The sequence below is a fragment of the Bradyrhizobium sp. NAS80.1 genome (assembly GCF_001908205.1).
GTDB lineage: Bacteria > Pseudomonadota > Alphaproteobacteria > Rhizobiales > Xanthobacteraceae > Bradyrhizobium.
Genome location: NZ_LGHL01000492.1, coordinates 1 through 829 on the forward strand (window position 1 = coordinate 1; position 829 = coordinate 829).

Annotated in this window: 1 protein-coding gene; it reads right to left on the reverse strand. The window is 58.6% G+C overall.

Annotated features, from left to right (window positions below; translation table 11 throughout):
• Nucleotides 1-130: 130 nt before the first annotated feature.
• The coding region (gene modA / locus AC629_RS44475) for a molybdate ABC transporter substrate-binding protein (RefSeq protein ID WP_084810844.1) at nt 131-829 on the reverse strand (699 nt) is incomplete at its 5' end.

Sequence of the window (829 nt, forward strand, 5' to 3'; positions counted from 1 at the left end):
AGAAGCTGCGATAGGCACTCCCGGCCCTTGAACATGTCCGTTATGCCCTCAGTAGCGGCATCAAGCAGGACATCGCACGAGGTCGCAGATGGGCCATTCTGCTGGTTTGCAAATGGCGGACCGCAACCCATCACATTGATGGGCTTACCAGGAACTTGAACCCGTTCCTTTCAAAAATGTTCTTCGCTGCCGTCGAACGTAGGAAGGCGAGATACTCGGTCGTCTTTGGCTTTGCGGTCGTCGTTGCCGCCACTGGATAGATAATCGTGGGATGCGAATCTGCGGGAAAGGCGCCAACGATTTTGACGCCGGGCTCGACCTTGGCGTCGGTCGAATAGACTATGCCGAGAGCAGCCTCACCACGTGCCACCAGCGTCAACGCGGTGCGCACACTCTCGGCCATCGCGAATTTCGGCTCAGCGGCTTGCCATGCGCCGAGCTTCTCCAGTGCTGCCTTGGCATATTTGCCCACCGGCACCGACTTCGCGTCGCCGGTCACGATCCTGCCGTCTCCGGCAAGCTTGGCGAGGTCGAAGCCGGGGCCGATATTGACAGTATCGATCTTCGAATCCTTCGGTGCGATCAACACGATGCTGTTGCCGAGCAGATTGACCCGCGTGAATTCGTTGATGGTGTTCTTGCTGATCGCATAGTCCATCCAATCGGTGTCGGCGGAGACAAACACATCGGCGGGCGCGCCCTGCTCGATCTGCCTTGCTAACACCGAACTCGCGGCATACCTCGCCGTGATCCAGGTGCCGGTCTTGATGATGTAGACCGCGTCGATCTCGTCGAGTGCACTCTTCATCGAGGCGGCGGCGAACACAGT